Genomic DNA, 25850 nt, shown 5'->3' on the forward strand with positions numbered 1-25850 from the left:
GGACTCCGGGTAGTGCCACGGGAGTCATCCACCGTCGTGGGCGTGGTCGCCGGTTCGCACGTCCTCAACCACTCTTATCTCATCCTCGTCCCGCCAGCGTTCAGCTTCATCGGCCCGGATCTCGGGGTCTCGACCGCCGCCCTCGGCTTCGCCGTCGGGCTGCTTGGTGCCGTCGTCACCCTCCTGCAGCTCCCGTTCGGCTACCTCTCCGACGCCTACTCCCGCTCGCTCGTCCTCGGCATCTCGCTTTCCTTCGGCGCGCTCGGCGCCGGGATGGCCGCGCTCGCGCCGACCTACGAGTGGCTCCTCCTCGCGCACGTCGTCATGGGCATCGGCGTCGCCGGCCACCACCCCGCCCACTACCCCTTGCTCGCCGCGGCCACCGACGAGTCCGCCAGAGGGAGAGCCTACTCGGTCCACGGCTTCGCCGGCGCGGTGGGGCTCGCCGCCCCGTTCGCCGTCGTCCCGCTCGTCATACGGCTCGGAGGCACCTGGCGTGTCGCCTTCGGCCTCGTCGCCCTCGTCGGCGCGCTCTACGGCGTCGTGAGCCTCCTCGCGATGCGCCGGACCTCCCGGGAGATCACCCACCCCGAGGACCCCGCGGAGCGCCCCGCGCTCACCCCCGGCTGGCTGGCCACGTGGGCGCGCTCGCTCCCCCGCCGCGCGGTCGGGGGCGTCCGCACCCTCCTCGGCTCAACGACCATCCTGCTTCTGACGCTGCTGTGGTTCGCCGACAGCGTCGCCGCCTGGGGCGTTCGTGCCTACGCGCCCACGCTGCTCGAAGGGGCCTACGGCGTGGCCCCCGAGACGGCGACCCTCTACGGTGCCGCGATGCTCGGCGTCGGCGCGGTGCTCCTGCTCGCCGGTGGCTGGCTCTCCGATGTGGTCGGGGCCCCACCTGTCCTCTATCTGGGCTACGGCTCGCTCGTCGTGCTCGCCGCCGCGCTCGCCGCGGGGCTCCCCACCGTCGCCGCGCTCGCCGTCGTGCTGCTCTTGGCCGCGACCATCGACATCTCCCGGCCGGCCCGGTCGATGCTCACCGACCGCGCCTCCGCGCGGGCCGACGTGGGGAAGAACTTCGCGCTCATGACCATCGGCATCTCACTCGGCGGCGCAGTGGCCCCGCCGCTGTTCGGGGTCGTCATCGAACAGCAGAGCGTGGAGCTCGCCTTCTTCGCCGTGGCCGCGGTGGCCGCGGCCGCGTTCGGCCTCTCCGTCGCCGTCGCCTACTCCTCCTCTTGACCGAGCAAGTCCGTCTCGATCGTGCTGTTCTGCGCGAACGAGTCGAGGGCCACGCGACGGGTGCCGAAGGAGGTGGAGACGTCCGCGTCGACCTCGGTGGTCAGCGTCGAGGTCTCCCCGTTACGAACGTGCGTGGGCCACCAGTCGGCCATCTTCGTGTTGTCGAGCCGCATCGTCAGCTCCACCGTTCTGGTCGAATACGGCGCGATGGTGAACGTCTGGTCCGAGGTGCGGTTCGCCAGCGTCACGCTGTTGAGCCCCACCCGGTAGTGGATGTCGTCGATGGTCACCGTCCGCGCCTGCCGGTTCTCGATGACCGCCGTCACGGTGATGGGCGCCTCCTGTCGAGTGGCCTCACCCCACGTCGCGCTGGTCTCCGTGATGACGAGGACCGTGCGGCCCTGCTGGCGGATGCGCTCGTCCTCGCTCTGGGTGAACCCCGCGAGCGCGTGGGTCTCCACGACCCGCTCCTCGTCGGGCGCGGCGATGTCCACCGTCGTCACGCCGAGGTCGGCCGTCCCGTTGGTGGTCGTCCGGAGCACGGAGCGCTCACCGTTGTTGACGTGGGCCGCCCACCACCGCGGCACCCGGTCGTGCGGCATCGTGCTCTCCAGCGTGAACGTGCTGGTGCCGGCGGGGAGCCCCTCCACGGTGGTCGCCCCGCTCGCGGCCTCGACGCCACCGACGGTGGTTCGCTGCGAGAAGTCGAGCGTGAGAAACTCGAAGGCGGCGGCGTTGGGGTTCCGCACCGCGACCTGCGTGTCGATGGTCGTGGTCGTCTCGGTGACCTCCCCCCACGTGCTCTGGGTGCCCGCGAGCTCCGGCGGCGCGAACGCGGTGTCGTTCGTCGGGAGCGGTTCGACCGTCGTCTCGCCGTCGCCGAGCAGGTCCGTCGTGAACGCCGCGCGCTGTTCGTAGATGGTGACCGGCACGCGCTGGCGCTCGCCGTCCCGTTCGACGACGCCGTACACCTCGACGGTGAGCTCCGTCTGCTGGCCGTTCCGGAGGTGGCTCACCCACCACTGCTCCATCCGCGGCGTGTCGATGGCCGGCGTGACGGTGTACGTCGTCGACTCGCCCGGGTCGAGCGAGAGCGTCTCCGCGGTGGTGCCGTTGCCGACGACGATGCCGTTCATCCGGATGGTGTACGCCGTCCCGTCGAGCTGGACGGTGTCGTCGTGGACGTTCGTGAGCTCGGTCTCGACGACGATGGGGGTCGTCTCGGCCGTCGCCTCACCCCACGACGCCCGCTGGCCCCCCACCTCGAGGATGGACTCGTTCGCCACCGTCACCGTCCGCGACTCGTTCGACTGGAACGAGCCGAGCAGGTCAGTCTCGAACGTCTGCGTCTGGTTCGGCAAGTCCGTGGAGATGCCGGCGACGGAGATGCTGGGCGCCGTCGTCAGCGTCGTCCGCTCCCCGTTGTTCACGTGGGTCACCCACCACGCCGGGATCTTCCCGTTGTCGAGCTGGGTGTCGAGGGAGATCTCGTTGCGCCCCGGCTGGAGGCCGATGCCCGACTTCGACCCGTCTCCGACCGCCACGTCGTTCAGATACACCTCGTAGCTGATGGTTGCAGCCCCGGGAAGCGCCTCGTCGTTGGGGTTCCGGACGACCACCTGCGTCTGAATCGTCGTCGTCTCCTGTGAGACGGCGCCGAACTCGTTCTCGATCGACTCCACCCGCGGTTGCTGGAAGTCCGACCCGACGGAGTACAGCGCCGCCCCACCCCCGACCACCGCAAGGACGAGGATGCCGGCGGCGACCTTCAGGAGGGCGCCTCGTGCGACCATTGCCGGGAGATAGTCGGTCAGCGCGTGTAAAGCCGACGGCCGTGGGATCCGCTGGCGCACCGACGGAGAATACGTACGGTTTTCACCGTCCGACCACAGCAATCGACATGAACTACATCGCCTACGCGGTGCTGGGGCTGGTCTCCTACACGCTCGTGGCCCCCCTCACCAAGCTCGCGACACAGGACCTCTCCAGCGACGTGGTCGCCGCCGTGACGAACGGGATGCTCGTCGTCGCCGCCATCGCCGTCGTCGTCCTCTCCGCGGACAAGTCGCTTACCGAGGCGTTCACCCACCCCGACGCGAAGTACATGGTCGCCGCCGGGGTCTGTCTCGCCGTCGGCATCCTCGCCTACTACCGGGCGCTCGCCGCGGGACCGGTCTCCGTCGTGGTCCCCATCTTCGGGATGTTCCTCGTCACCTCCTCCGCGGTGGGTATCCTCGCGCTGGACGAACCGCTGACGGCGAAGAAGGCCGTCGGCATCCTGCTCGCCGGCGTCGCCGTCTACCTCACGGCGTCCTGAACCCTCCGAACCTCACCGCTGCCACACGACTTTTTCCGTTCCCCCGTGAAGGAGAGGTATGGTCATGAAGGAATCCGACGACGCGGAGCTCGCAGTCGGCGACGCCGCACCCGAGTTCGAGTTGCCGGGCAGCGACGGCGAGAGCTACACGCTGGACTCGTTCGACACCGAGGCCGTCCTCCTCGTGTTCACCTGCAACCACTGTCCGTACGCGCAGGCGAAGGTCGACACGCTGAACGCGCTCGCCGAGCGCTACGACGACTGCGCCGTCGTCGGGGTCAACCCCAACGACGAGACGGAGTACCCGGACGACTCCTTCGAGCGGATGGTCGAACTCGTCGCGGACGGCACCATCGCGTACGACGCCTACCTCCGCGACGACTCCCAAGAAGTCGCCCGCGCGTACGGGGCCGCCTGCACGCCCGACCCGTTCCTGCTCGCGAAGGAGGGCGACGAGTGGCGCGTGGTGTACCACGGCCGGCTGGACGACGCACAGTCGCCCGACGCGGCGCCCTCGGGAGAACCGGGGTTCGAGGTCGCCCAGCGCATCGACGCGCTGCTCGCCGGTGAGGACGTCGAGCCCGCGGAAGCGCCCGCGCGGGGCTGTTCCATCAAGTGGAAGAACTGAGCTGATTAGAGGGACTTCTTTCTGATGCGCTCGGGCGTGGCAGTCCACGTCCGGGTCCCTTCGACGAGCATCGCGCCCCACACCGCGAAGGCGGCGGCGAGCGCGAGCCCGAAGACGCCGATACCGAGGGTCATCGTGAGCGTGCTATCGAGCAGGTCGCCCAGCACGGCGAACAGCAGGCCGAGCGCCTGCAGGCCGGTCAGGAGATCGAGTCGTGTCATGGTGAACAACTCGGGCGACGTGGACGGATAAGGCTCGCGCGAGACGGGCTGGCGTGTGCCGCGCCGACGTGGGTGACGGGGTCAGTCGTCCGCCGGCGCGCGCCCACGAACGCGCTCGGGGAACGACCGGAAGTCGGCCTCCCCCTCCGCGATGTCGGCCCAGGCGGAGAGTCCACGTGCCTCCGGCGTCCCCGCCACCGTGTTGTCGAGGAACAGCGCGATGACGCCCCCGACCGCCATGTGCGTCTTGAGGATGATGTAGAGCGTCCCTGCAACGGCGGAGGAGCCGAGGACGCTCCCGAGGACGGGTACCCCGGCGAGCCCCTGGGTGAACAGCTCCTGGCCGGAGGCCACCGAGTCCATCCCCTGTGCGGCCGCGTCGACGTTCCCCATGTAGGCCGGGACGGCCATCCCGGCGAAGACGGCGACGCCGATGATGAAGAGGTTCCGCGAGGAGTCCAGGTCGACGTACTTCAGGTTCGAGAGGCCGACGGCGACGATCTGGCCGAACATGGCGATGTAGAGCCCGCCGACGATGGGCGCGGGCATCGTCGCGATGATCTTGCCGAACAGCGGGATGACCCCGACGAGGATCATCGCGGCCGCACCGATCTGGATGACGAACCGCGAGGCGACGCCCGTGAGACCGATGGCGCCGATGTTCTCGGAGTAGGAGGTCGACCCACCGGTGCCCATCAGCCCGGAGAAGACGTTCGCCAGCCCCTCCATCCCGATGCCGTGGTTGATGCGCTTCTTCGAGGGGGCGCCGACGCCGGACATCCGCGCGACGGCGTGGTAGTCGGCGAAGGACTCGACGATGGAGGCGAGCACGCCCGCGAACATCCCGATGATAAAGGCAGTTTCGAACCGCGGCGTCCCCCACATCAGGGGATAGGGGACGAATATCAGTTGGTCCGTGGCGAGCGACGAGAGGTCGATGTAGCCCGCGGTGCCGGGGGCGATGACCCCGGCGAGCGAGCCGACGAGCGCGATGACCCACGCCGCGGCGATGCCCAGCAGCACGGGAAAGAGGTCGAAGACGCGGTGGGCGTCACCCAGGTACTGCGAGAAGAGGACGATGAGCCCCAGCGTCAGGAGGACGAGATACCAGTTCGCCGTCGCGCTGGAGAACTGCGGGGCCTGGAACAGCGACAGGCCGATGAGCGCGACGACCGGGGCGACGACGACCGGCGAGATGTACTGCCGGAGTTTGCCGACGATCCCGAAGTAGCCGATGGCGACCTCCGCGAGCGAGGCCACGATGATGGCCCCCTGTAAGAAGAGGAGTTTGGCGTTCCAGTCGGGCATCCCCGCGATGGCGGGCGCGGCGAGCACGATGGTGATCCCCGGCGCGAGCATGGAGAACGGCGCGCCCTGCACGATGGGGTAGCGGTTCCCGATCGTCGTCTGCGCGAGCGTCGCCAGCCCGGAGACGACGAAGAACGTGCCGACGAACTTCGCCGTCACGTCGCCGGGCATCCCCATCAGGTTCGCGAGGATGAGCGGGACGGCGATGTTCGCGCCGACCATGGTGAGATAGTGTTGGACGCCGAGCAGAAGCGAGGTGGAGAGGGGTGGTCTGTCGTCGATGCCGAATTCTACGAGGGTCGAACCCCCGTCGCCCGAGTCGGTCCCCATTTCAGCCGTACCGGTCATTCCCACCGATAAATCCGTGTCGGTTCGCGGCCCCGCCCGCGCGCCGCACGGAGCGTTTTTGTCACCGGCCGCTGACGTACCGCCCGTGAAACGCCCCCTCGGCTACGTCTCGTTCGCCCTCGCCGTCGTCTTCGCGTTCGTCGGCGGGGTCGCCCGCCGCTCCACGCTCATCCCCGGACAGGTGGACGGGCTCGCCGTCTCCTACATCGTGGGAACGGTGTTCGTCGCCCTCGCCGTCGGGTTCACCGCGTACGCCGCGTACCTGCTCGTCCTCCGGCTCGTCGTCGACCGCGCGGTGGACAAACGCCGGAAACACGACGCCCGGAACGTCCTCCGGTTCCTCTTCATCACCGCCGGCCTCGTCGGCGTCTTCGGCGTCGTCACCGAGCAGTGGGTCGGGGTGCTGTTCTCGCTGGGCGTGGTCGGGTTCGCCATCACCTTCGCGCTGCAACAGCCCCTGTTCTCGCTCATCGGCTGGTTCTACATCATGGTCAAACGGCCGTACCAGGTGGGCGACCGGGTCGCCATCGAGGGGTCGAAGGGTGACGTGGTGGAGATCGACTTCTTCGTCACGACGCTGTGGGAAATAAACGGGGAGCTCGTCACCTCCAACCAGCCCTCCGGGCGCATCATCACCCTCCCCAACAGCGTGGTGCTCTCCTCGCACGTCTACAACTTCTCGTGGGAGGGGTTCCCCTACGTCTGGAACGAACTCGGCATCCAGGTCGCCTACGAGACGGACCTCGCCTTTGCCCGCGAACTCATCGTCGAAGAGGCCGACGACTACCTCGGCGACGAGATGGCGAGCCACATCGCGGAGTACCGAAAGCGGCTGGCGGAGACGCCCGTCGAACTCGAGGTGCGGGACCGCCCGCAGGTGAACCTGGTGCAGAAGGAGTCGTGGGTAGAGTTCCGGCTCCGGTATCTCGTCAACCCCCGGCAGGGCCAGCGGGTGCGCAACGACCTCTACGAGCGCATCCTCGCGCGGCTGAACGAGCACCCCGACCGCGTGGCGTTCCCCGTCGGGCGCAACAGGTAGAGAGAAGGGAACCGTTATGCGGGCCCGCACCGGTCCCCAAACCATGAAAGCGACCGCGAAGGCCCACCCGATTCAGGGGCTCGTCAAGTACCACGGGATGCGCGACCCGGAGCTGCGACTGCCGTATCACGACTCCATCAGCGTCTGTACCGCGCCGTCGAACTCCACCACCACCGCGGCGTTCGACGAGTCGCTGGACGAGGACCGCTACGTCATCGACGGCGAGCGCGTCGACGGCCGTGCAGCCGAGCGGGTTCGCCACGTCGTGAACCACGTCCGCGAGCTCGCGGGCATCGACACCCGCGTCCGCCTCGAAAGCGAGAACGACTTCCCGACGAACATCGGGTTCGGCTCCTCCTCCTCGGGGTTCGCCGCCGCGGCGATGGCGCTGTGTGAAGCTGCCGAACTCGACCTGACTCGCCCCGAGGTCTCGACCGTCGCCCGTCGTGGCTCCTCCTCCGCGGCCCGTGCCGTGACAGGGGCGTTCTCGGTCCTCTACTCGGGCTACAACGACGAGGACTGCCGGGCCGAGCGCATCCGCACCGGGCTGGAGGACGACCTGCGCATCGTCGCCGCGGAGGTTCCGGCATATAAAGAGACCGAGGAGGCCCACAAGGAGGCCGCCGACTCCCACATGTTCGAGGCGCGGCTCGCGCACATGCACGAGCAGCTGGACGCGATGACCGACGCGCTCCACGCGGACGAGTTCGACGCGGCCTTCGAGCTCGCGGAGAAGGACTCGCTGTCGCTCGCGGCGACGACGATGACCGGCCCAGCGGCGTGGGTCTACTGGCAGCCGGACACGCTCCGCGTGTTCGAGACGGTTCGCTCGCTCCGCGAGGAGGGCGTTCCGGCGTACTACTCCACGGACACCGGCGCGTCCGTGTACGTCAACACCACCGAGGAACACGTCGAGGAGGTCGAGGCCGCGATCGCCGAGCTCGGTATCGGCACGCGCGTCTGGGAGGTCGGCGGCCCCGCGCGCGTGCTCGACGAGTCGGAAGCGCTCTTCTAACCTCTGACGCGCGGAATCCCCGTCGCCGAGAGGTCCGCGACCCCGAGGATGCCGAGGACGCTCAGGACGACGACGGCGGCGACCCAGCCGATGAGGGCGATACCGCCCGCCGTGAGCCAGCCGACGCCGTAGCGCCACCGGATGACCGTCAGGTACGCGAGCAGCGTGATGAGCGGGCCGAGCAGCGGGATGCCACCGAAGAGCGTGCCCGCGATGGCCCAGACGAGCGCGCCGAACGCCGCCGTGACCACGGCGTGTGAGTAGTCGTCACCGCGGGCGAGGATGGAGGCGCCGACGTGGATGCCCAGCCCACCGATGAGCAGGCTCACGATGAAGACGACGAGGGAGTCGAGGAGTGCCATATCGGGGGGACTCCCGGCACCGAAAAAGCCGTTGTGGCCCTACCGGCGGGCGACGACCATGTCGATCTCGTCGCCGTCGGCGATGAGCGTCCCCGCCGAGGCGGCCCGCCCGTTGACCGTCACGCGGACGACGGCGTTCGGGTCGTCGTAGCGGTACTCGACGCCGTCGACCGTCACGCCCGCATCCGAGATGCCGATTCCGAGGGTCCCCATCGCGTAACCGAGGGTCACGCCCTGACAGTGGATATGCCAGACGTTCCCCTCGCCGGTGTGGTAGTGGAAACAGGTGTCGAGGTCACCGTACCGCGGGTCGGCGAAATCGAGCTGGGCGCCGTCGATGGTGACCGTCGCCGTCCCGTGCTCGTGGACGGTGCCGAGTCCCGCGGGGGCGTTCCGCTGTTCGAACGCCGGGCTGGTGAAGACGAAGACGTACAGCGCGGCGATGAGGAGAACGGCCCCGCCGACGAGGAGCGCCCCGGTCGGGAGCGAGCGGCTCGGAGCGCTGGCCTCGACGCGACGGCGGTCGACGGCACGCAGTTCACCTTCGTGGTGCTTTCTGTAGTGGGCGAGAAGCCGTGACTCGTCGTCGAACGTCTCCTCACAGTACCGGCAGTGCTGCATTGCTAGGTGAATGTCGCAATCGAATAAAAGGAGGCAGCGACGGATGGGGAAGGTCCGACTACAGACGGCGCACGAACAGCAACATCCCCCCGAACAGCGCGACGACGCCGACGAGGACGGCACCGCCGACGAGGAGCTCCGTGGGGATGCTTGGAGCAGGGTCCTCCGCGGGCGCGTCCGGGTTCGCGACGACCGTCACGGTCGCCGGTGTGGCCGCCACCTGCTGGAACTCCCCGTCGGTGAGGAGGATGCGCGCGCCGAGATACCGGAGGTCGAACGTCGCGTCCGGCGCGGTCTCCCGGGCGCGGAAGGTGACCGTCGCGAGCGTACCGAGCCCCGCGACGCCGCCGTCCTCGAAGTCGCGTTCGAGGTCGTAGACGAGGAACCCCTGACGGTTGTCGATCTCGCTTCTGTTCACGAACGTCTCGACGCCCCCACGCGAGAGGAAATCCCCCTCCTCGATGGCGACCGCCTCGACCAGCGTGGCGTTGTAGGCGACGACGACCCCCACCTTGTACGCACCCGAGGCGATCTGGGGGGTGCTCTGCAGGAGGAGGTCGACAGTGAACGTCTCGCCCGCCTCGACCGTCTGGACCGCGGGCGTAAACGAGAGCTGTGCGAGGCCGTCCGCCGACGCCGTGGGGACCGCCGCCAGAACGACGGCGAGGGCGAGGGCAACGGCCAGCGCTCGCGTAGTGCTCATAGCTCCACGGAAGGCGCACCGTGGGTATGAACCCGAGCGGGCGAACCGGGAAGGATGGGGAAGCCCCCGCCCGACTGGCGAAGCCCCGTTCCCGCCGGCTTATCCTCGTCCGAGGGGTTCTCGGACATATGACTCCGACACGTTCCGAGCGGCAGGGCCGGGTCGGCCGTGGCACCGCCACGCTCGCCGCCCTCACCGCTGCCCTCATCGCGACGACCGGCACCGCCGCGGCTCACGGCGTCCCCGGCGGGGACGCCGTCCTCGAAGGGATCCCGCCGTGGCTCTATCTCACCTCCGGCGGAGCCGTGGTGTTCGCCTCCTTCGCGCTCGCCGGCGCGTTCATCGGCCGCCGGGCGCGGGCGTTCAGCTACCGCCACCGCTTCCTCCGTGCGGAGGACTTCCGGCCCGCGCGCCTCCTCGCCCGTGTCGCGAGCGTGACGCTCCTCGCGTTCGTCGTCGCACTCGGCCTGTTCGGCCCGAACGACGTACTCACCAATCCGGCCCCCGTCTTCCTCGTCGAGGTGTTCTGGTGGGTGAGCTACAGCATCCTCGCGCTGCTCGTCGTCGACGTCTGGCGCGTCATCGCCCCGTGGACCGTCGTCTTCGAGTGGCTCGGCGAGCCCTCCCTCGACCGGGAGTACCCCGACTGGCTCGGCGCGCTCCCCGCGCTCGTCGCCTTCCTCGTCTTCGTCTGGCTGAACATGGTCGTCCTCGCGTTCGCCCAGCCGATTCTGGCCGCCGCGCTCGCCGCGAGCTACTTCCTCGTCATGCTCGCCGGGATGGCCGTCTTCGGGAAGGACGCGTGGTTGGAGAACGCCGACGCGTTCACCCTCGTCTTCGGTTTCTTCGGCCGCTTTGCCCCCCTCGCGCTCACCGATGAGGGAATCGAAGTGCGCGCCCCCGCCGTCGGCCTCGTCCGCGAGGCCGTCACCAGCGTCGAGGGCGTTCTCCTCGTCGTCGCCATGCTCTACGCGCTCACCTTCGACGGCTTCAAAGAGACCGAGACGTTCCTCCACCTCTTCATCGCGCTGCCCAACCCCGGGCTCCACCCGACGCTGTGGGGCGTTCTCTGGGGCGGCGCAATCCTCCTCACGGGCTACGTCGCCTTCGTCGCGGCCTACGCCGTCGTCTCGCTCGCGATGGCCCGCGCCTCCGGTGAGTCCCGCCCGCTCGGGGACGTGATGCGCCGGTTCGTCCTCTCGCTCGTCCCCATCGCCGCCGCCTACCACCTCGCCCACTACAGCCTCTATTATCTCCTCCAGCACGAACTCCTCGTCGCGGTGCTCGCCCGACCCCTCCCGGGTGCAGCCATCGTCCCCGAGCCGGACCTCGTCGCCGGCGTCACCCCCGCGCTCGTCTGGTACTGGATGGTCGGGCTCATCGTCGTCGGCCACGTCGTCGCCGTCTGGGTCGCCCACCACGCCGCGCTCGACTACTTCGACTCGCGACGAGCCGCGGTCCGCTCGCAGGTGCCCATGCTCGCGCTGATGGTGTTCTACACCGTCGTCTCGCTGTGGATCGTCTCCCAGCCGTTCGGGGCATGAGCACACGGAGAAGGTTCCTCGGCGGCATCGGTCTCGGCACCGCGAGCGCGCTCGCCGGCTGTCTCGGCTACCGGGGCACCCGCGGGGACCGGGCACCGGCCACCGACCCCCTCGGCCCCGCCCCGGGTGCCGACACCATCGCCCGCTGGACCTACGACCCCGCCATTCATGGGACGGACACGGGTGCCGTCTTCTTCCTCGACCGCGAGCGGGCGCTCTCGGTCGCCGACGCGATGCCCCCCGCCACCGCGCGGAAGTACGCCGGCTACCTCGATAGCGTACCCCTCCCCGGGGAGGTCGCCCACGGGGACGTGCGGGCCCACCTGCTCGTCCACGCCCGCGAGGGCCCGCGCCGCGCGGCCGTGCTGTTCGGGGAGTTCGGGGACGGCTCGGGCACCCTCGCCGCGGACCACTCACTCAACAACGACGGCCCCATCGGGTGGGAATCCTCCGACGGCGCGCTCGTCGTCGCGCCCGACGACGCCCTCGCAGCCACACTCGCCGCAGGGCAGGAGGGGAGGGACCGCTGGAGCGGGGACCCGCTGGTGGCCGAGGCGCTCGCCGCGCTCGGCCCGGGCGACGACGTGAGCCTCGTCGTCCACCCCGTCCACGACGCCGACCCCGCGAACGCCCGGTTCGACGGGGGGCGCGTGCGCGGCCACCGCTACGTCTTCGGCCCCGAATCATCGCGCTCGCGGTACGTCTTCGGCTTCGAGTCGGCCGAACAGGCCGCGCGCGCCGACGTTGACGCGTGGCTGGCGACGGCACGGTTCGCGGACTACGGGGATATCGTGGTGCGCCGGGCAGGCCGGATCGTCGTCGTCGACGGCACGCTCCCCACGCACGCGGTCTGAGTTCGCTAGAGCAGGGCCGCGAGCACCGAAAGCCCGAGAACGCCGACGAACGCGGCGATCGCCCCCAGTAGGAGATAGCGCACGACGCGGGGGAGCCCCGCGTGAGAACTGCGTCCGTGACTCTGTTGCCATCCCAAATCGGAGATAGGTTTCACCGACCGTGCTGAATACAGAGAGTACATCGGTCACGCCGATCGTATTTTATTCACGATGTATTTGGTGAATTCGATATATAGACCGTTGGTGCATGTAGGTACTACATGCATCCGATCGGGCTTCGTTTCGATGCTCGCTCTCTCATTCGCAGTGATCGTGCTCGGAGTGCCCGGAGTGATCGGTGTCGTGACTCCAGAGCCGATACTCGTCGCGGTCCTTCTCGACATCACCGTCATATTGTCGTACGACGCTGTCGAACAACCAACTGTAACCGACGCGAAATACCCTAGTCCGTTCCCCACGAATCCGATTCATCCAACTCTGTTTTCAATGGATCGGTAGGTTCGAACTCGGCACGAGCGCGGTCATAAGCATCCTCTGCCATCTTAATCGGCGTTCGATAGTCGATGTATTTCGGTTTGACATGCTCCGGAACCTGCGTAGGCATCCCAGTCGGATAGCGCAGCCGGAAATCCCGATTCGTATTGATATTGCTATTCGACCCCGAGTATACCATCTCCGCATCATCAGCCACAGCCAGCAGAGTACTTGCCCGTGAACGAATCACGTCAACCTTTTGCTCGGGAGGATCAGCAACCTGTGTTTGCCTCGTTAGTTCGTCTATAAAATCGTCTCGGTTGAATTCACGAGGCTGTTCCTTGTCCGCAGCATGCTGTTTGAGCATCAGCCCCATGAACGTCTCACGGAGCGCAATGAAGTCGTGACTGTTGAGCGTACAATTGATTTCCGTGTTCTCTCCTTTCCCGTAATCGAATCCCGAATCAAGCACAGCCCGTAGCTGCCGATGAGCAACCGTACCGTACTCCTTCCGCAACTCAACCTGCCGTTCCCCGTTCCCCTCGTAGTCGTCATCAACAACCCACAACGAGTAGTTATTTGGAGAGACACTGCCTTTCATATACTTGAAATCGATATCCGGTAGATCCTCTTTGGGAGCCGCAGTGACGAACTGGACATGGCCGGGGTCAAGACCCTCAATCGGTATTTGCTCTAGAAGTTCCTCTTCGTGACCAGTGTATAGGTCGCTGACCTCATTGATGTTCCTTGCCCACTCAATGTAGTTCTCACCGCCTGCCTCACAAACCACGAAGCAGAGATGGACTTCTCGATAGTCCTGTGCCGTTAACAGCACATCGGCGGGAGTCTCTCGCATCTCGCACAATGGGTTCGTTAGCGCAACCTCATACCCCGTATTCATGCCTTCATCGTTGTACGGATGGAACCCGTCAGCGATCGCTTCGAACACCTCATGCTGAGGCTCGTGCTTGTTCCGGAGTAATGCCTTTACAGCAGTCTCTGAGGCGTCGTACGACAGCTCTCCATGCTTCTCTTCGTACTTCTCCCGGAAGTTAGACTCATCTCGATCAGAAAGCCGGGGAAGGTAGTTATCCGAGTCTACATGTTCCGGCGAGATCATGTTAGACTTCTACTGCTCGGCAGGCAGGATCGAAGTGGTCCTGAACGAAGTTGTAGATACGGAAGTGCTGGTCAATTCCTGAACCCTGGTGTGGGTATACTCGAATCGTCTTTCTACGCCCGCGGAGTTTGGTGCTACCGTAGCTGTTCGTATCGACCAGCTGCGCGTCGAATCCAGGAGTGTTTGGCTTTGCTTTGTAGCCTGCAACACTGAACTCCATTTCCTCCTCGCTGATATGAGGGACGAAGCTTTCGAGCGGGTCGGTGCTCATTGCTTCATCCATCTCTACAGCCCATGGTCTGCTCCCCGAAATGGTACGACCTTCGAACTGCTCACTCCGTGCATCGGTATCGTACCCACCACTGTTAATCGCGTTCTTTACGCGGCTTTTTCGGGTTCGCTCACTTCGATATAGCTCCCACGTCTCTGTAATCGAGCCACCTTGGTGCTTGAAGACACCTTCCTGTTTAATTCCGAACTTGAAATGGTTCGGGCGTTCGAACACGAGGTTTGTCGGGAGAATTCCGTATTTGGTGCGCATCTCCTTATACGCCTGACGACCATCCTCACCCCAATACGAAACGGTACGGTCGATTTCGTCGCGTTTCTCTGCTGGGATTTCTGTATACTCGGACCGATGGCCGGTAAAGAACGGGATGATCAAATCGTCGTATTCGCGTGAAATCTCTGCGCGTAGCAACTCCATTTGTTCCATAGAGAGCCAGAATCGACCCAGGTTCGGGTCGGATTTAAGGAAGTTTTCGATGGTTCCCGGCATCTCGTCCGTTATGTTGGCGGTGGTTAGGAACACGGGGAAGTCCTCATCGAGATACACGTAGTATGGAATTGAGGATGACCCGGTGTGGGCTGCCAAAAGATAGAGATCGTCGGTGGACCAGATGGTTTCGAAGCCATTGTCGAGAGCTTGGACGAACTCCTCTTTAGTGAGGTAGTCGCTCACGGACCCAATCAGATTGACATTCCCATCGACATCGTCTAAATCAACGTCGTTGGTGATGTACTGGAAGAAATCGGACTCGGAGGAGAACGAGAGGTCTTTCGCTTCAAGGAAGTCTAGTTCACTCATGATGGGAGTCCGATGGATGATGCTCTCGGCTGTGTGGGTGTAATAACAGAATCAACGGCCCAACATAAGTGTTCACTATATCACCTTCTTTTCAATCATCAGCGGTTCCGTCGTCCTCGGTGTCTGGCATCCAGTCTCCCCCGAAAAGGGACCGACGGCGATGCTCTAAGGAACTAATCGAGTCGTAGAGGTCTTTCTGATCTGGTTCTGGAATGTCCTCACCGGATCTGACAGCAGTGATGATTGCCTTGTATCGGAGAACGTCAGAGTAGAACTCGACAACATCTGTGAGGTCCTGCCGACAAAGCAGCCCCAGCTGACCGACGTTCGACTCGTATATCGTGGTCGGGATTGACCCGGCTGGTGGAACGTCAGAAGGGGAGAGGGGCTTGTCTGAGGGGGGAGATTTCCGGGAATTCATCGAGTTCTTGCAGTTCTCAAGGCCCTTCATCGATTGTATCTCGGCCTTGAGCGCCTTCTTCAGTTTGTGACCGCTCCAGACTTGGCGAACGCCATATGCTAAGATGCCACCTCCAAGAAGTGTGGCCGCTATTGATACCCAAGCTGGAGCGGTCGTTGCCACACACCAGTTGTTCTCCGTGATTCACATATCTCTTTTCAAGACGATTTAGTTGGACCCGAGTAAACCAAGTATTGGGGAAAAAGCATCGAGCGTTACTAAGCTGGAAGAAACAGGGATTCTTTGTGTGGAAACCTTAGTCGGCGTGATTGGATGGCCTCGCCCCTGACCGACTCGCGCTGTGTATGCAGCACGGAACCCCCGTCAGTGTCTGATGAGTTCAAAAGAGTCGCATCCGTGGGTGACACACCCGGGAATCAGCGGGTCAGGCTCAGTTCGAGCTGCCGGAGCCGCTGTTGTCGGAGTCGCCGGAGCCCGAGCCGCTGGCGCCCGAACCGCTGCTGTCCGAGTCATCGTCGTCGGGTGCGTCCGGGGCGTCCGGTTCGTCGGGCGCATCCGGGGCATCCGGTTCGTCCGGCGCGTCCGGCGCGTCGTGTTCGAACTGTCCCTCGAGTTCGCCCTTGCGGACCTTCACGTCGAGGTCGCCGGCCTTCTCGCCGGTGGCGGGGACGGTCACGTCGAGCCGGCCGTTCGCGTCGGTCGTCCCGACGGTCTGGCGCTCGCCGTTGCCGTCTTTCACCTGGACGGTCGCGCCCGCGACGGGCGAGCCGTCGTGGGTCGCGACGACGGTGACGGTCGCACCGGGCGCGATGGTCCCCTCGATGGCGATGGCGATGGTACCCATCGCGGCCCCGTCGTCGATGCCGTCGCCGTCGTCGTCATCGTCGCCGAAGTCGAACTCGCCTTCGAGCTCGCCGTGCCGGACCTGGATGGAGAGCCGGCCGGCCTTGTCGCCCTCGGCGGGGACGGTCACGTCGATCCGGCCGTCGGCGTCGGTCTGGCCGACGAGCTGGCGGTCGCCGTTGCCGTCCTTCACGTACACGTCGGCACCCGCGAGCGCGGAGCCGTTGTGGGTGGCGACGACGGTGACGGTCGCGCCGGGCGCGATGTCGCCGAGCACCTCGATGTGGATGGCGCCCTCGGTGTCGGGGGCGTCGTCGTCGTCCATTCCGTCGTCGTCCATCTCGTCGTCGTCCATTCCGTCGTCATCGACACCCGGGAACTCCACGTCGAGTTCGCCGCGGGCGTCGCCGCTCTCGACCCGGAGGTCGAAGCCGGTGGCGGGAACGCTCACCGTGAGCATCCCGTCGGCGTCGGTCGCGCCGACCGTCACGCGCTGGCCGGCCTCGTTCTTCACCGTGACCTCGGCACCGGCGACGGGGGAGCCCATCTTCGTGGCCGTCACGGTGACGTTCTCACCGGGGGCGATGGTGCCGTCGATGGTGAGCCGGAGGGGTGCGTCGCTCGCCTCGTGGCGGACGCGGAGTTCACCCTCCGCCTCGTCGGTCTCCACCTCCACGCGGAGCTCGTCGCCCGCGGGGACGGTGACGGTCGCCATCCCGTCGGCGTCGGTGGTGCCGACGTCCTCGCCGTTCACCTCGACGGTGGCGTTCGCGACTGGCTCGCCGTCGAGCGTCGCGGTCACGGTGACCGTCTCGCCCGCCGTGAGCTCGCCGTCGAACGCGAGGTCGATCTCGCCTTTCGTCTCGATCTCGGTGCCGCCGTCGGCGTCACCGGTCCGTTCGCGGACCTCGATGACCTCGCCCGTGGAGGCGTCGAGTTCGACGCGGGCCTCGCCACCGGACTCGGTCGCGAGCCGGACCTTCCACGTGCCGTGGTACTCGTTGGCCTGCACGCGGGTGACGAACCAGTCGTCACCGACGCGCTCCGTGGCGATGGCCATCGCCTCGTTCACGCTGACGGTGAAGTTCCGGTCGTCGTCGGCCTCGCCGCCCTCCCACTCGGTGCGGGTCTCGCCGTCGGTGCGGACCTCCGCGCGGAAGCCGTCACCGCGGATCTCGAGACGGGCCTCCATCTCGGCGTCGCCACCGCGCAGCGCGGCGACGAGCGGATCGAACGTGCCCTCACCGTCGAGGTCGGCGAGCAGGTCGGCCAACGCCTCGTTGTCGGGGTCGGCCGCGAGCAGCGTCTCGACCTCCTCGGCGGTCAGCTCGGCGCGCAGGTCCGTGAGGACGAGCCCGGCGAGCAGCCGCTCTTTGGAGAGCTCACCCGCGCGGAACGCCTGGATGAGCGCGCTCCGGTCGGCGCTGATGTCGTCGGCGCGGAGCCGCAGTTCGGTGATGCGTTCCTCGGTGGTGGCGTTTTCCGTCTCGACGCGGAGTTCGTACCGCTCGGCGTCGAGTCGGTCCTCGACGACGGCGCGCTGGCCGTCGACGAGCAGCGAGAGCTGGCTCCCGACGGGGAGCGAGACCGGGTCGGGGTCGTCCGCCTGTCCCGCGACGGGGGCGATGGCGAACAGGCTGGTGACCATGACGGTCGCCAGCAGGATACTGAGTAGCTGTCTGGTGTGTCTCATTGCTGGGCCTCTGGAGAGGGGTATGTCGTATGGCTATTTGAAGGGGAAACGCGCTCAACGGTGAATCCGCCGGGATTCGGGCTGAGACTCCTGAACTGGGACACTCCCGAACCGTTCCGAAGGGTCGAAAACGACCGGGGAGCGTTTTGTTCTCCGCGTTCGGGAGGGGATAAATCCGTTCCGAGACGGCCGCTGAGCGTGCGGTCGAAAGCGGTCATTACCGCCCGTCCTCCATCGGGGTCCCGTCCCCGTCCGAACTAGTGAGGATGTCGACCACGTTCTCGCGGCCGATGCGGAGTTTGGCGATCCGGCCCTGGCTCTCCAGTTCCGTCGTCACCTTGCTCACCTTCGTCTCGCTCCAGCCGGTCTCCTTGACGATGCGCTGTTGTTTCACGCGCCCGCCCGCAGCCTCGAGGATCTGGAGGACCCGCTCGCCGTCGGAGAGCATCTCCGAGGCAGGGGCGGGAGCCGAGCGGCGCCGGTAGTAGACCCCGGCCGCGACCCCCGCGAGCGCGAGCGCGAGGAGGCCGACCCCGATCCCCGCGAAGGGGATGGTCGTGCCCGTGTCCGGCCCGTCACCGGGGTCGTCGACGGGGCCGTTGTCGCTGCGGACGAACGTGAGCGCGGGCGCGCCCGCGTCGAACTCCTGCGGGCCGACCCAGACGACGCGACCGGACTCCCGCTCGTCAGGGGCCGGCGACACCACGTCGACGACGTAGCCGGTGGGCGCGAGGACGACGAGCGCGTCGTCGTCGGTGAGGATGTAGCCGGTCAGCACGTCCTCGACGCGCAGGGCGGCGTCCTCGGGGACGGCGAACGCGGCCCAGTCGAACCGGTAGGTGACGACGCCCCACTCGCGGGGGAGCGTCACGGTGCCGGTCTCGACGGAGACGTTCGAGACGGCCATCTCACGGCCGGTCGCCCGTTCCGCGCGCGAGACGAGCGCCCGCGCGGAGTCCTCGAAGGCGGCGACGGCCGCGGTGTGGTTCCCCTCCACGTCCGCGCGGTAGCGGTCGAAGGCCGCGCGCTCCTCCTCGGTCGCCAGCGGGAAGCGGAGTTCGATGCTCACCGTGGCGTCGCCGTCCTCGGCGAGCGTGACGGTCGTGATGGTCTCGACGCCCTGTACCTGCAGTTCGCTGCCGCTTGTGGGGGCGACGAGCAGGAGAAGGACGACGAGCAGGACGGAAAGGCGCATCACTCCTCCCCCGTCGAGACGGAGAGCTGTATCGCGACGACGCGCGCGTAGACGACGTTCGTGGCCGTATCGGTCTCGATGACGCGTACGTGCAGGGAGAGCTCAGAGGACGGGAGCGGGCCGATGACGAGCTCGTCACCCGCCTCGTACTCCTCGGCCGACTCCCGCAGATGGATGACGACGCGTGTCCGTGCCGGCTCGTGGAAATCGAGGATGTCGACCTTGACCGCCGACCCCTCGGGCGCCGACAGCTCCTCGGCTGCCGGGCGGATCTCCGTCTCGATCGGTGCTTCGACCGCGAACAGCTCGACGGCGAGCGGTGTGGGGCGATAGCCGCCGTTGGGGCCGTACGTGCTCTCGACCAGCCCGAGCTCCTTCAGCGAGCGCATCAGGTTCCGGACCGTACTGGCCTTCTTGCCGACGGCCGCGGCCAGGTCGTCGCCCGTGATGGGAGTTGCCACCCCCCGTGACAGCTCGACGAGCGCGCGCGTCAACGCACGCTGCGTCGTGGTTAGTTGTAGTGACGTGTGACTCATCGTAACTCCGTGGGTCGAACACACGGGGAGGGGCCGTGACCCGATAGCCCGCGGGCGCGATTCCGAGCGCCCGCCCCGTGAGGGGGCGTGACGGAAACGTCGACGTTACCGCCTCGTTGCGGATACTCTGCCGCAGGAGGGTAAAAGTCGGATGTGAACGATGGGGAAGTATCGCCCCCGTTCGACGGCAGACGGGGCCGCCTGACGGCGGGGTTCCCCGTGGCGAATCGGGGGTAACCGCCGCGAATCGCGTCGACCCCTCCCGGCTCAGTTAGGCCCTCATCGACCGAACGACCAGTCGGTGATACGACCAATGTACCAGACACGACACGACTTCGGGCTCCTCGCGATGCGGCTCGCCATCGGGACGGTGTTCTTCCTGCACGGGATCGGCAAGCTCGCGGCGATCGGCCCCTTCGCCTCCGGAATCGGAGGGTTCGCGGGGTTCCTCGCGACCCTCGGCGTCCCCGCACCCATGCTGTTCGCGTGGGTCGTCGCCATCGTCGAGACGTTCGGTGGGCTCGCCATCCTGCTCGGCGTCCTCACCCGCTATGCCGCGGTGTTCACGACCATCGACATGGCCGCCGCGACGGTGCTCGTCCACCTGCCGAACGGCTACCCCGTCTCGCAGGGGGGATTCGAACTCACCCTCCTGCTGGGGGTGGCCTCCATCGGGTTCGTCCTGCTCGGCGCGGGTGGGCTCTCGCTCGAGCACGCACTCACCGGCTCCGAGCGGGACTTCCCCCGCTTCGGCCGTGCGGAGCGCCCCCGCGTCTGAGCCGCGACACCGACGCACGACCTTCCCGATTTTTCACCCGGCGGTTATACCCCATCGGGATGATGACCGGATGGAGGCGGGTGCCTCCGGTGAATCACACATGTTCCACAGAATCGGTGACCGCTGATGGCGTCGTGTATCCGGTGTAACAGCTACGTGTCGTCGGGGTTCGCGCGCGTGTTCGGTGACAACGACGGGGTCGTCCACGAGTGTCCGTCGTGTGCGAACGACGTGTAGCCGCCCCGATTCGGGCAGATACACCCCGGTCGAGTTAGGTCGGCCCGGGGCGATTTTCCGTTCATGGCGACCGAGGGGCGAGCCGCCCGCACCGACGACCCGGCCGCAGGGTCGACGTCGAGCGGGCCCACGCCGTGGCACGAGACGGAACGCGAGGAGCGCCGAGTCGACACGCGAACCGGGGCCGGAACGTGGCTGCGACGGCGTGTCGCGGGGGTGGGGAGACGGCTGAGCTTCTGGCTCGCCATCGCACTCCCGCTCGTCTACGTCCCCCTGCTCCTGCTCGGCATCCCGCCGGAACTCGGGGTGACGGGGGTCGGCGCGCTCATCCTGCTCAATGCCGTCGCCGTCCTCGTCGGGCATGGCACCGAGTGAGCACGAGCGACGCGACGCCCCCGAGCCTTTATCCCCGCATGGAGCGTCTGGGAGAACAGCAAACAGCACGGATCGCTGGGGGGAGACGGATGCAAGAAACACGGATCGCTGGGGGGAGACGGATGCAAGAAACACGGATCGCTGGGGGGAGACGGATGCAAGAAACACGGATCGCTGGGGGGAGACGGATGCAAGAAACACGGATCGCTGGGGGGAGACGGATGCAAGAAACACGGATCGCTGGGGGGAGACGGATGCAAGAAAGGGAGATACCACGCGCCCGAACCGGCGTAACGCTGATGGACGATATCGCGGCCGCGTTCGACGATATCGGGTACCTCTCGGGCTCGCCGACCCGCGTAGAGGTCTTACAGCACCTCATCCACGAGTCGCTGAGCCGGTCGCAACTCGAATCCCGCTGTGACGCCTCCCGGGTGACCCTGGGTCGGGTGCTCTCGAGCCTCGAAGAGCGTGGCTGGATCGTCCAGACGGAACGGGAGTACCGTGCGACCCCCCTCGGGAAGCTGATCTGCACGGAGTTCCTCTCGCTGTGTCGGACCGTCGAGTCGGTGCGGAAGCTCCAGCAGATCGCCGACGTGCTCCCCCCCGCCTTCGACCTCGATCCGCGGCTGCTCGCGGACGCGGAACTCACGGTCAGCACGCGCGCGGACCCGCTCGCTCCCGTCACGGCGTTCCTCGAGGACCCCGGCTCGGAGCGCTGCGACCGGGTGCTCACACCTATCGCCGGACCGGAAGCGATGGAGCAGAGCCTCCAGGCCGTCCTCGAGCACGGCCTGGAGTTCCAGCTCGCGGTCTCGAGTGACCTCCTCGAGGCCATTCGCGGGAGCACGAAACTCGACGACCGGTTCCAGAAGCTCCTCGCACAGGAGAGCGTGGAGGCCCGCGTGCTCGAGGAGGACCTTCCCTACATGATCGCGATCGGTGAGGACCGGGTCTATCTCGGATTCACCGACGAGGACCGCATCCCACGGGCACTGCTCACGTGCTCGAACGAGGCGGCCACCGACTGGTGTCTCGCGGAGTTCGAACGTCGCTGGTCGGCCGCCAAACCGGTGGCTGAGTACCTCACGACCTGACCTCACGCCCTCGTGAGGACGGCGAAACTGACGCCGGATCAACCAATCGAATCTGACAGCTGTTCACATGGTGAACGGTGTTCAGTACGTGCGATTATGTAGGTCGCAGTCGAATAGAAGGGCGTAGCTGTTCGACCGACATCTTCCCCGAACGGGAGCGTGCCGTCGCCGGACAGCAGCAAAAGGGGGATGCCAATGACCTCACACGTTAAGCTATACGGTTCGAAAAGTGAACGGTTCGAAGAGATCAAAGCGGAACTAACCGACCAGCTCGGGTACGAGCCCAGCAACCCGGAAGTCGTCGGGCTGCTCATGGCCGCCTACAACCCGTCCATGGCGCGCTCGTCGGTCGACCTGCGCCGTGTCAGCTAACACGGACGGCGCGGTTTTTACGACCACTAATTCGTGAGGTACTCCATTCGGCGACTGACCGTCGACGGCACACCCCACGATTCCGCGTTCTCGATCGGAGCTGTCACCGCCTCGAGCGACCGCCCCACCCGTCCGGTCCCGCGACCCCCGGCCGGACGGCCCTCGCGCGCGCGAGTGACGCACTGCACAGCCGGTCCCCGCGGTCGGCTGCCGGCTGGGGTCGCAGTCGGGGAGAGGGAGCCGTAGTCGGTGCGGAAACCGGTGAATCGCCCCGGACGAACCGATTTGTGTCCGGGTAGGGGAGGTTCTTCGCCGCCTGTTCATAGCCGCCCTCACCGAACGTAGCGCCAATCGCTGGTGTAGCGTCCCGGCTGGTCATGCATCGTGCTACCGCGACCGACGCGTCCCGTGTCGGCAGGGGGCTGTGCCAGAGAGAAACTTACCATGAGTCCAGTACGTAACGCACAGAAACGCGGAATCGGTGCCATCCTGATGGTGCTGCTCCTCGTCACCTCGTCGACGGTGGTCTTTGCACTGCCGGCGACGGAGTGGGATATCGACATGACCTCCCCTGTCGAGGGAGCGTCCGTTCAGGGAGGGGCGACATACACCCTCGCGGTCAACGTGACCGATAGCGGGACGGCCGTCACCGACGCAACAGCCGGTGCGACCGTCGAGGCGCAGGTCGGCCTGTTCGCCGACGCCGCGGCCGCGGAGGCCGCGACCCCCGACCCCGCCGCCTATCAGACCATGACCTACAACGCCGCGAGCGGCCAGTGGGAGCTCACGTATGCCGCACCCATGGTGGACGCGAACACCACCGCCATGCTGTTCGTGCGCGTGAGCGATGGGACGGCCGTCCAAGAGAAGGACTTCACGTTCTTCCTGCTCCCGATCGCTCCCTCCGAGGGCTCGGGAACCCACTTCCTCCGCTACGACTCCGCGACGGGGACGTACAAACTGGAGTGGCAGTCCCCCTCGCCGGTCGACCCCGAGGGCCTCCTCGGGTCCGTCAGCATCGTCGCGCTCGACTCGGCCGGCACCGAGCTGGCCGCCTTCGAGGGTGGCTTCGGGATGCACCCCGCCGAGCGCACCTATCTGTTCCAGGACGTGACGACATCCGCGCGCCTCCGCGGTGGCGTGGTCGTCGAGCCCGTCGACCCAGCCGACCCCACCGCGGGCAACGAGGTCGGCATCTCGTTCAGCGGGAGCGATCTCACGCCCGGTGCGGTCTACACGCTCACCGTGAGCGACGGGGTGAACAGCGAGTCCGTCAACTTCACCGCCGCCGGTGACCAGCCACAGTCCGGCACCGGTAGCACGCTGTACGGCCCCGCCGCGACGGCGCTCGAAGCCAACGAGACCAACTTCACCATCTCGGTCACCGGCCCCGAGTTCGACGCCTCGAACGGCGTCTCCGGTCCCGGCGACGTCGAGCCCGTCGAGCAGGAGCCCATCGTTCCCCACGAGGTGACCGGTGACGGCGCGACCATGACCATCCTCTCGCCCGGCGTGGCGCTGGAGGGTGGCGAACCGACCATCGAGGTCTTAGCGAAGAACCTCGAGACGTTCGAGGTCTCCGTGACCGACGCCGGTGGCAACCCCATCACGGACGCGACCGTCATCCTCGGTATCACCTACGAGACCGCTCCCGGTGGCCCGCCGGCCCCCGGCACCACCTGGACGACCGTCCCGTACAACCCGGCCGACAACACCTACACCGTGGTCTGGTCCATCCCGCCCACGACGAACGCGGAGGGGATGCTCGGGTCGATGCACGTCCGCGTCATCGACGTGACCACCGGCGAAGAGCTCCTGTTGTTCAACGCCGGTGCGGAGTTCCACACCGCGGGTCGGGAGTTCGGCTTCCGAGACGCATTCACCGACGAACGCCTCCGCGGTGAGGCCGTCGTCGAGCCCGTCGACCCCGCCGACCCCAACTCCTCGAAGGAACTCGGCGTCGCCTTCGGCGGCGACAAGCTCGTCGCCGGCGAGACCTACACGCTCACCATCACCGACGGGACCGTCACCGAGGAGGTCAACTTCACGTCCGACGGGACCGGGCGGGGTGGCACGGTGCTCGCCCCCACGGTGACCGACCTCAACGCGGACGAGAACACCTGGACCCTCACCGTCAACGGTGGCGGGTTCAGCGACGTGAGCGAGGGCCCGAACCCACCCGAGGAGGTGGAAGCCGTGACCGCACCCCCGTGGGTCGAGGTCTCCAACAACGGCCTGTTCAACCTCGTGTTCGACTCGCCCGTGATGGTTCCGGAAGGCGGCGTTGCGATGGTCGACGGCGCTGCGAAGCAGGACGTCGTCGTCCAGATGCGACTCGTCGACCGCAACACCGGTGGGACCGTCATCGACGCCCGCCACGGCTACGAGGTCCAGTGGCAGGCGACCCTCGAAGGCGTCCAGCAGACCGGTGACGTGGTCGCACCCCCCACGCCGGCGTTCGTCGGCATGACGTTCAACGAGACGACCGGGATGTGGGAGGCGACCGAGCCGATCGCCGCGGTCCACGCCGCGGCCGCCGAGCACATCAGATACGAGCTGGCGCTCCAGTACGAGGACGATGACGCCGGCGTCGTCGGTTCCCTGGTCTACCCGGGTGGCAACGCGACCGGCGACGCCAGCATCGCGCTGACGGAGCCGGCGCCCGCGAACGGAACGGTCACCATCACGCCCGGCCAGGCGCTCGGGCTCGTCGCCAGCGCCACCACCACGGTGACCGTTACGGAGGCCAACAGCACCAACACGACGACCGAGACCGTCGTGCTCAACGACTCCGTCGGAGAGATGCAGTACCGCGTCACTCCCTACTTCGAGTTCGTCGGTCCCCTGACGGCACCCGAACCACCCGCGGACACCGGTGACACCTCCGGTGGCCCCGCCGCCCCGCCCGCCGACACCGGTGACTCCGGTGGCCCCGCCGCCCCGCCCGCCAACAACGGTGGCGGCTCCGGCGATGGCTCCGGTGGCTCCGGCGGTGGCTCCGGCGGCTCCGGTGGTGCGGCCCCCACGCCCACACCCGAGCCCGCGCCCGACGTGGTCGAACCCGAACCCGACGCGGTCGAGCCCGAGCAGGACGAGTTCGTCCCCTCCGGCACGACTGCGGTCGACCCCGTCCCGGACGCGACGGCCGAGTTCGACCTCGAGAACGACGAACCCGCCGACCAGGAGCCGGCTCCCGAGCCCGCTGAGGACGTCGACGACGACGAACCCGCAGAGGACATCGAGGAACCCGCGCCCGAATCCGGCAGCAGCGTCGTCGTCCTGCTCATCATCGCAGCGCTCATCATCGCGCTCGTCGCTGGTGTGGCAGTCCTGGCGCGCCCGTAACCACCCCCCAACGCGGGGTACAGCGGTTTTTTCTGACCCACGCTCCCGAGCGGTCGCGCCGTCTCACCGGTGGGG

General features: G+C 66.9%; 25 protein-coding genes. 13 read left to right on the forward strand and 12 right to left on the reverse strand.

The features are described 5' to 3' along the window. Positions 1–12: 12 nt before the first annotated feature. Positions 13–1242 carry an MFS transporter gene (locus ACQUQR_RS05535; protein WP_435195420.1) on the forward strand — a complete coding sequence of 410 codons (1230 nt, stop codon included), beginning with the start codon at positions 13–15 and terminating at the stop codon, positions 1240–1242. Here the strand turns inward: ACQUQR_RS05535 and ACQUQR_RS05540 are convergent. Continuing rightward, a complete protein-coding gene (locus ACQUQR_RS05540) occupies positions 1227–3035 on the reverse strand; it encodes an LEA type 2 family protein (protein ID WP_435195421.1) in 1809 nt (602 codons plus the stop codon). The two genes, ACQUQR_RS05535 and ACQUQR_RS05540, sit on opposite strands and share 16 nt — an antisense overlap. 107 nt (positions 3036–3142) lie before the next feature. Between ACQUQR_RS05540 and ACQUQR_RS05545 the strand changes: the two genes are divergently transcribed. Together ACQUQR_RS05545 and ACQUQR_RS05550 are read left to right on the forward strand one after the other, a co-directional pair. Next, positions 3143–3559: an EamA family transporter gene (locus ACQUQR_RS05545; RefSeq protein WP_435195423.1), complete on the forward strand. Its 417-nt coding sequence runs from the start codon at positions 3143–3145 to the stop codon at positions 3557–3559. 58 nt (positions 3560–3617) lie between these two features. Further along, complete coding sequence (locus ACQUQR_RS05550; protein WP_435195425.1) at positions 3618–4187, forward strand: thioredoxin family protein; 570 nt, start codon at positions 3618–3620, stop codon at positions 4185–4187. A gap of 5 nt (positions 4188–4192) precedes the next feature. Here ACQUQR_RS05550 and ACQUQR_RS05555 read toward each other — a convergent pair whose 3' ends face one another. Together ACQUQR_RS05555 and ACQUQR_RS05560 are read right to left on the reverse strand one after the other, a co-directional pair. Further along, positions 4193–4408, reverse strand: a complete 216-nt coding sequence (locus ACQUQR_RS05555) for a hypothetical protein (RefSeq protein WP_435195426.1) — start codon at positions 4406–4408, stop codon at positions 4193–4195. A gap of 81 nt (positions 4409–4489) precedes the next feature. Then, complete coding sequence (locus ACQUQR_RS05560; RefSeq protein ID WP_435195428.1) at positions 4490–6046, reverse strand: uracil-xanthine permease family protein; 1557 nt, start codon at positions 6044–6046, stop codon at positions 4490–4492. Between the two features lie 103 nt (positions 6047–6149). On the opposite strand from ACQUQR_RS05560, the gene ACQUQR_RS05565 reads away from it, so the two are divergent. Both ACQUQR_RS05565 and mvaD read left to right on the forward strand, forming a co-directional pair. Further along, positions 6150–7103, forward strand: a complete 954-nt coding sequence (locus ACQUQR_RS05565) for a mechanosensitive ion channel family protein (RefSeq protein WP_435195430.1) — start codon at positions 6150–6152, stop codon at positions 7101–7103. 43 nt (positions 7104–7146) lie between these two features. Further along, positions 7147–8118 carry a phosphomevalonate decarboxylase MvaD gene (mvaD, locus tag ACQUQR_RS05570; protein WP_435195432.1) on the forward strand — a complete coding sequence of 324 codons (972 nt, stop codon included), beginning with the start codon at positions 7147–7149 and terminating at the stop codon, positions 8116–8118. On the opposite strand, the gene ACQUQR_RS05575 is transcribed toward mvaD, so the two are convergent. The 3 genes from ACQUQR_RS05575 to ACQUQR_RS05585 are packed head-to-tail and all read right to left on the reverse strand — an operon-like array spanning position 8115 to position 9804. After that, positions 8115–8480, reverse strand: coding sequence for a hypothetical protein (locus tag ACQUQR_RS05575; protein ID WP_435195433.1), 366 nt, complete (start codon positions 8478–8480; stop codon positions 8115–8117). The two genes, mvaD and ACQUQR_RS05575, sit on opposite strands and share 4 nt — an antisense overlap. 39 nt (positions 8481–8519) lie before the next feature. Beyond that, on the reverse strand, positions 8520–9101 hold the full coding sequence (locus tag ACQUQR_RS05580; RefSeq protein ID WP_435195434.1) for a hypothetical protein: 582 nt from the start codon (positions 9099–9101) through the stop codon (positions 8520–8522). Between the two features lie 58 nt (positions 9102–9159). Beyond that, entirely contained in the window at positions 9160–9804 is a 645-nt protein-coding gene (locus ACQUQR_RS05585) for a cohesin domain-containing protein (RefSeq protein WP_435195436.1), read from the reverse strand. Positions 9805–9932: 128 nt separating this feature from the next. On the opposite strand from ACQUQR_RS05585, the gene ACQUQR_RS05590 reads away from it, so the two are divergent. Next, positions 9933–11348 carry a hypothetical protein gene (locus ACQUQR_RS05590; protein ID WP_435195438.1) on the forward strand — a complete coding sequence of 472 codons (1416 nt, stop codon included), beginning with the start codon at positions 9933–9935 and terminating at the stop codon, positions 11346–11348. Beyond that, positions 11345–12202: a hypothetical protein gene (locus ACQUQR_RS05595; RefSeq protein WP_435195439.1), complete on the forward strand. Its 858-nt coding sequence runs from the start codon at positions 11345–11347 to the stop codon at positions 12200–12202. Before ACQUQR_RS05590 ends, ACQUQR_RS05595 begins: the two co-directional genes overlap by 4 nt. Before the next feature lie 442 nt (positions 12203–12644). On the opposite strand, the gene ACQUQR_RS05600 is transcribed toward ACQUQR_RS05595, so the two are convergent. The 6 genes from ACQUQR_RS05600 to ACQUQR_RS05625 form a co-directional block, all read right to left on the reverse strand. Further along, complete coding sequence (locus ACQUQR_RS05600) at positions 12645–13796, reverse strand: hypothetical protein (protein ID WP_435195440.1); 1152 nt, start codon at positions 13794–13796, stop codon at positions 12645–12647. Position 13797: 1 nt separating this feature from the next. Further along, complete coding sequence (locus ACQUQR_RS05605) at positions 13798–14883, reverse strand: hypothetical protein (protein WP_435195442.1); 1086 nt, start codon at positions 14881–14883, stop codon at positions 13798–13800. A 91-nt stretch (positions 14884–14974) separates the two neighbouring features. Beyond that, entirely contained in the window at positions 14975–15466 is a 492-nt protein-coding gene (locus tag ACQUQR_RS05610) for a hypothetical protein (RefSeq protein ID WP_435195444.1), read from the reverse strand. Positions 15467–15734: 268 nt separating this feature from the next. Further along, entirely contained in the window at positions 15735–17840 is a 2106-nt protein-coding gene (locus ACQUQR_RS05615; RefSeq protein ID WP_435195446.1) for a PepSY domain-containing protein, read from the reverse strand. Positions 17841–18057: 217 nt separating this feature from the next. Beyond that, entirely contained in the window at positions 18058–19035 is a 978-nt protein-coding gene (locus ACQUQR_RS05620) for a helix-turn-helix transcriptional regulator (RefSeq protein ID WP_435195447.1), read from the reverse strand. After that, a complete protein-coding gene (locus ACQUQR_RS05625) occupies positions 19035–19571 on the reverse strand; it encodes an Rrf2 family transcriptional regulator (RefSeq protein ID WP_435195448.1) in 537 nt (178 codons plus the stop codon). Before ACQUQR_RS05625 ends, ACQUQR_RS05620 begins: the two co-directional genes overlap by 1 nt. A 313-nt stretch (positions 19572–19884) precedes the next feature. Here ACQUQR_RS05625 and ACQUQR_RS05630 point away from each other — a divergent pair, with 313 nt between their 5' ends. From ACQUQR_RS05630 to ACQUQR_RS05655, 6 genes are all read left to right on the forward strand, one after another. After that, complete coding sequence (locus ACQUQR_RS05630; RefSeq protein ID WP_435195450.1) at positions 19885–20349, forward strand: DoxX family protein; 465 nt, start codon at positions 19885–19887, stop codon at positions 20347–20349. A 126-nt stretch (positions 20350–20475) separates the two neighbouring features. Next, the gene (locus ACQUQR_RS05635) at positions 20476–20586 is read left to right on the forward strand and encodes a DUF7563 family protein (protein ID WP_435195452.1); all 111 of its coding nucleotides are present in this window, start codon (positions 20476–20478) and stop codon (positions 20584–20586) included. Positions 20587–20649: 63 nt separating this feature from the next. Next, positions 20650–20961: a hypothetical protein gene (locus ACQUQR_RS05640; protein ID WP_435195454.1), complete on the forward strand. Its 312-nt coding sequence runs from the start codon at positions 20650–20652 to the stop codon at positions 20959–20961. A gap of 299 nt (positions 20962–21260) precedes the next feature. Beyond that, a complete protein-coding gene (locus ACQUQR_RS05645) occupies positions 21261–22058 on the forward strand; it encodes a helix-turn-helix transcriptional regulator (RefSeq protein ID WP_435195456.1) in 798 nt (265 codons plus the stop codon). A 195-nt stretch (positions 22059–22253) separates the two neighbouring features. Then, on the forward strand, positions 22254–22430 hold the full coding sequence (locus ACQUQR_RS05650; RefSeq protein ID WP_435195458.1) for a hypothetical protein: 177 nt from the start codon (positions 22254–22256) through the stop codon (positions 22428–22430). A gap of 444 nt (positions 22431–22874) precedes the next feature. Beyond that, positions 22875–25775 (forward strand): hypothetical protein, encoded by a 2901-nt coding sequence (locus tag ACQUQR_RS05655; RefSeq protein WP_435195459.1) that lies wholly within the window; start codon positions 22875–22877, stop codon positions 25773–25775. Positions 25776–25850 lie beyond the last annotated feature (75 nt).

Origin of the sequence: Natronomonas sp. EA1 (genome assembly GCF_051195035.1) — an archaeon.
Lineage (GTDB): Archaea > Halobacteriota > Halobacteria > Halobacteriales > Haloarculaceae > JBNTJV01.

Excerpts from the sequence above, each read along its gene's own strand:
- ACQUQR_RS05620 (WP_435195447.1), bottom strand. The coding sequence starts at position 19,035 with ATGCGCCTTTCCGTCCTGCTCGTCGTCCTTCTCCTGCTCGTCGCCCCC.
- ACQUQR_RS05625 (WP_435195448.1), bottom strand. The coding sequence starts at position 19,571 with ATGAGTCACACGTCACTACAACTAACCACGACGCAGCGTGCGTTGACG.
- ACQUQR_RS05540 (WP_435195421.1), bottom strand. The coding sequence starts at position 3,035 with ATGGTCGCACGAGGCGCCCTCCTGAAGGTCGCCGCCGGCATCCTCGTC.
- ACQUQR_RS05600 (WP_435195440.1), bottom strand. The coding sequence starts at position 13,796 with ATGATCTCGCCGGAACATGTAGACTCGGATAACTACCTTCCCCGGCTT.
- mvaD (WP_435195432.1), top strand. The coding sequence starts at position 7,147 with ATGAAAGCGACCGCGAAGGCCCACCCGATTCAGGGGCTCGTCAAGTAC.
- ACQUQR_RS05650 (WP_435195458.1), top strand. The coding sequence starts at position 22,254 with ATGACCTCACACGTTAAGCTATACGGTTCGAAAAGTGAACGGTTCGAA.
- ACQUQR_RS05545 (WP_435195423.1), top strand. The coding sequence starts at position 3,143 with ATGAACTACATCGCCTACGCGGTGCTGGGGCTGGTCTCCTACACGCTC.
- ACQUQR_RS05575 (WP_435195433.1), bottom strand. The coding sequence starts at position 8,480 with ATGGCACTCCTCGACTCCCTCGTCGTCTTCATCGTGAGCCTGCTCATC.
- ACQUQR_RS05615 (WP_435195446.1), bottom strand. The coding sequence starts at position 17,840 with ATGAGACACACCAGACAGCTACTCAGTATCCTGCTGGCGACCGTCATG.
- ACQUQR_RS05655 (WP_435195459.1), top strand. The coding sequence starts at position 22,875 with ATGAGTCCAGTACGTAACGCACAGAAACGCGGAATCGGTGCCATCCTG.
- ACQUQR_RS05630 (WP_435195450.1), top strand. The coding sequence starts at position 19,885 with ATGTACCAGACACGACACGACTTCGGGCTCCTCGCGATGCGGCTCGCC.
- ACQUQR_RS05585 (WP_435195436.1), bottom strand. The coding sequence starts at position 9,804 with ATGAGCACTACGCGAGCGCTGGCCGTTGCCCTCGCCCTCGCCGTCGTT.
- ACQUQR_RS05555 (WP_435195426.1), bottom strand. The coding sequence starts at position 4,408 with ATGACACGACTCGATCTCCTGACCGGCCTGCAGGCGCTCGGCCTGCTG.
- ACQUQR_RS05595 (WP_435195439.1), top strand. The coding sequence starts at position 11,345 with ATGAGCACACGGAGAAGGTTCCTCGGCGGCATCGGTCTCGGCACCGCG.
- ACQUQR_RS05560 (WP_435195428.1), bottom strand. The coding sequence starts at position 6,046 with ATGGGGACCGACTCGGGCGACGGGGGTTCGACCCTCGTAGAATTCGGC.
- ACQUQR_RS05550 (WP_435195425.1), top strand. The coding sequence starts at position 3,618 with ATGGTCATGAAGGAATCCGACGACGCGGAGCTCGCAGTCGGCGACGCC.
- ACQUQR_RS05590 (WP_435195438.1), top strand. The coding sequence starts at position 9,933 with ATGACTCCGACACGTTCCGAGCGGCAGGGCCGGGTCGGCCGTGGCACC.
- ACQUQR_RS05635 (WP_435195452.1), top strand. The coding sequence starts at position 20,476 with ATGGCGTCGTGTATCCGGTGTAACAGCTACGTGTCGTCGGGGTTCGCG.
- ACQUQR_RS05640 (WP_435195454.1), top strand. The coding sequence starts at position 20,650 with ATGGCGACCGAGGGGCGAGCCGCCCGCACCGACGACCCGGCCGCAGGG.
- ACQUQR_RS05645 (WP_435195456.1), top strand. The coding sequence starts at position 21,261 with ATGGACGATATCGCGGCCGCGTTCGACGATATCGGGTACCTCTCGGGC.
- ACQUQR_RS05580 (WP_435195434.1), bottom strand. The coding sequence starts at position 9,101 with ATGCAGCACTGCCGGTACTGTGAGGAGACGTTCGACGACGAGTCACGG.
- ACQUQR_RS05605 (WP_435195442.1), bottom strand. The coding sequence starts at position 14,883 with ATGAGTGAACTAGACTTCCTTGAAGCGAAAGACCTCTCGTTCTCCTCC.